At 65.8% G+C, this 3320-nt stretch carries 3 protein-coding genes; 2 read left to right on the top strand and 1 reads right to left on the bottom strand.

All coding sequences use genetic code 11. The annotated features are described in order from the left end of the window. Positions 1–804, bottom strand: an 804-nt coding sequence (locus AHiyo1_RS19220; protein ID WP_059389623.1) for an ABC transporter ATP-binding protein, incomplete at its 3' end; no start/stop codon positions are given. A gap of 447 nt (positions 805–1251) precedes the next feature. Here AHiyo1_RS19220 and AHiyo1_RS19215 point away from each other — a divergent pair. Then, entirely contained in the window at positions 1252–2904 is a 1653-nt protein-coding gene (locus tag AHiyo1_RS19215; RefSeq protein ID WP_113990713.1) for an ATP-binding protein, read from the top strand. Continuing rightward, on the top strand, positions 2882–3320 hold a 439-nt coding region (locus AHiyo1_RS19210), incomplete at its 3' end, for a response regulator (RefSeq protein ID WP_216363253.1). The genes AHiyo1_RS19215 and AHiyo1_RS19210, both read left to right, overlap by 23 nt.

Genomic DNA, 3320 nt, shown 5'->3' with positions numbered 1-3320 from the left:
CAGGGATTCCCAGATCCGGCCCTGGAGCTCCAGGAAGCGCTCCTCGTGGCGGATCTGCTGGACATCGCCGCGCGGCCGGGGAAGGTCGATGTTGAAGACATCCTTGATGGTGCCGGGGCTGCTGGTCATGATGACGACCTTGTCGGCGAGTGCTACTGCCTCGTCGAGGTCGTGGGTGATGAACAGGACGGAGGGGCGCAGTTCTTCCCAGAGCTGGAGCAGTTCGTTCTGCATGATGGCTTTGGTCTGTACGTCGAGGGCGCCGAACGGCTCATCCATCAGCAGGATCCGGGGGTTGTTGATCAGCGCGGCCGCCATGGCGACGCGCTTGCGCATGCCGCCGGAGAGCTGGTGCGGATAGCGGTCCTCGAAGCCGGCCAGGCCCACGCGGCGCAGCCAGTCCCTGGCGAGCAAGGTGGCTTCCTTCTTGGGCGTCCCGAGCAGGACCGGGCCGATCAGGACGTTTCCGAGGACGGTCTTCCAGGGGAAGAGCGCATCTGCTTGGAACATGTAGCTGACGCCGTTGGTGATGCCGTCGACGATCTGGTCGTGGACCCTCACCGAGCCGGCGCTTGGCCGCTCCAGGCCGGAAACCTGGGCCAGCGTGGTGGACTTGCCGCAGCCCGTCGGTCCGACGATCGCGCAGAACTCGCCCGGTTCGACCCTGAGCGTCACGTCATTGATGGCCGTGAAGGTCTCGCCCTTGGGCGTCAGGTAACGCTTGGTCAACCCGACAATGTCGATACCCGCCCCTTCGGCTCTCTCGGGGGCCGCGGGGGGCCGGTGGGGATGGTTGGCATCCATGTTGCTAAGACCTCTCTGTCTTTCGGTTCTTTGACCACCCGGGATCTGAAGCGCCACTGTGGTGCGTCAGGGACTCGAGACGGTCCGGTGCTTCTTTCCGGTTCAGCCGCGTCGTGGAACTGCGGTGTTGGTTGTGAAGCCGGCGCACACTGACGTCTTCAAGCCCGCCCATACCGGACTGGGGTGGGCGGCCGTGAACTCGGGTAGCAGGGGGGCCGGAACGGCGGCCGTGCGGCTACTTCTTTGTCCTTCTGACAGCGCTGTCACTCGAATCCCTTCCCGGGGAGTCGCTTTCCTGCGTGATGTGGATCACCGGAACTATGTCAAGCTTAGAAAGTGATCATTCGGGCCAGAAGTCTTCAGTAAGTTGTGCGCCTTAACCGCAAAAGTGCACGTTTTGTGCGTTTTCTGCAATAGCGTAAATGCCCGTCCGGGGTGCGGATCCCGGTGAGCCAGGCGTCAGTGGCACAGCGCCTCCGGGCCGGCCGTTCTTCGACCCTGACCACCCAGATCCTCCTGGGATCGCTCTCGCTGCTGCTGCTCACAGTGGTTCTGGGCGGGGTTCTGTTCACGATGATCAGCAACCAGACCCTGGACCGGCAGTATCAGCTGCGTGCCCTGGGCATTGCGACCACCACCGCGCAGATGCCCGAGATCCGCTCCGCCCTCGCGGCCCGGGATCCCCAGCACATCATCGACGGGCTCGCCCGGGAGATCACGGCCGCCGCGCAGTCCTCCTATGTGGTGGTCACCGACCGCAACGGCATCCGGTTCTCCCACCCGGACCCGGCCCTGATCGGCCAGAAACTGGAGGAACCCGTCGCCGTATTGGACGGCGAAACCCATGTGGGGTTCGACCCGGGCAGCCTGGGCAGGTCGGCGAACGCCAAGGCCCCGGTCTTCGGGGCGGACGGCACGGTGATAGGCCAGGTGTCGGTGGGCATCGAGGACACCCAGGTCCTGGACACACAGGTCCAGAACATCTGGCTGATCGCCGGGTTCTCGGGCCTGGTCCTGGCCCTGGGCGTGGGCGGTTCGCTGTTGCTCTCCCGCCGGATCAAGCGTGTCACGTTCAACCTGGAGCCGGCTGAGATCGCCTCCCTGTTGCAGGAGCGGGAGGCGCTGCTGCACGGGATCCGGGAGGCCGTCGTCGGCCTTGACGACGACGGGAAGGTGACAGTGATCAACGGAGAGGCCCGGCGGCTGCTCCAGATCGAGGAACCGGCGCTGGGAAGACCGGTTGCCGAGCTGGTTCCGGAGGGGCGGCTCCGGGACCTGCTCACCGGCAAGCTCTCCGGCACCGACCAGGTGGCGCTGACGGAGGACGCCCTGCTGGTGGTCAACCGCATGCCCGTTGCGACCGCCGGGCGGAGCATCGGTTCGGTCGTCACCTTGCGGGACCGCACGGAGATCGAGGCGCTGGTCCGTGACCTGCATTCCGTCCGGGGCCTGATGGAGGCAATGCGGGCCCTGGAGCACGAATACGCCAACCGGCTGCACGTCGTCGACGGCCTGTTGGAGATGGGGGAAGTGGAGCAGGCCAAGAGCTACGTCTCGCAAATATCCTCCATGTCCAGGTCGCTCGGCGAAGGGCTGCGCGCAAGGATTGCGCCGCCGGAGCTGGCGGCCCTGCTGCTGGCCAAGATCACCGTTGCCGCCGAACAGGACGTGCACATGGAGGTGACCGCCGGGTCCCGGCTGGAACGTCCCCAGGTTGACCAGGCGGAACTGCTGACCATCGTGGGCAACCTCCTGGACAACGCCGTGGACGCGCTGGCCAAGACGACCCGGCCGCGCACGGTGACGGTACAGTTTGACGACGCCGACGGCGTTTTCATCGCCGTGCGCGACAACGGCCCCGGCGTCCCGGCAGACAAGATCGAGCAGGTGGTGGTGGACGGCTATTCCACCAAGGACCCGCGGCCTGGCATGCGGCGCGGAATCGGGCTGGCCCTGGTGCGGAGGATCGTCCACCGGGCAGGGGGAACCCTCGACGTGTTCCCGGGGCCCGGCGGCAACTTTGAGGTATGGCTGCCGCCAAACCCCCACCTTCCGGACAAGGACAGGAGCGCGGACATTGATCAGGACATTGGTAGTTGACGACGACTTCCGGGTCGCCGGGATCCACGCGGCCCGCGTGGCCAGGGTTGACGGTTTCGAATGCGTGGGCCAGGTGTACAGCGCCGCGGCCGCGCGGGAGGCAATCGCGCGTCTCAACCCGGACTTGCTCTTGCTGGATGTGCACCTTCCGGACGAAGACGGGCTCTCCCTGCTGCGATCCCTGCAGGCGGCCGGAACCCCGGTTGATTGCATGATCATCACCGCCGCCCAGGACCTGGCCACCGTCAAATCAGCCATGTCCAGCGGCGCAGTCTATTACCTCGTCAAGCCCTTCAGCTTTGACCGGCTCCGCACACAGCTGGAGGCCTACCAAAAGTGGCGGCAAGAGCTGGAATCCGCATCAACCGCCAACCAGGCAACCATCGACAGCCTCTACAACGCCCGCACGGCCGGGG

Origin of the sequence: Arthrobacter sp. Hiyo1 (genome assembly GCF_001263615.2) — a bacterium.
Classification (GTDB): Bacteria; Actinomycetota; Actinomycetes; order Actinomycetales; family Micrococcaceae; genus Arthrobacter.
This window is presented reverse-complemented; position numbering and strand designations above follow the sequence as displayed.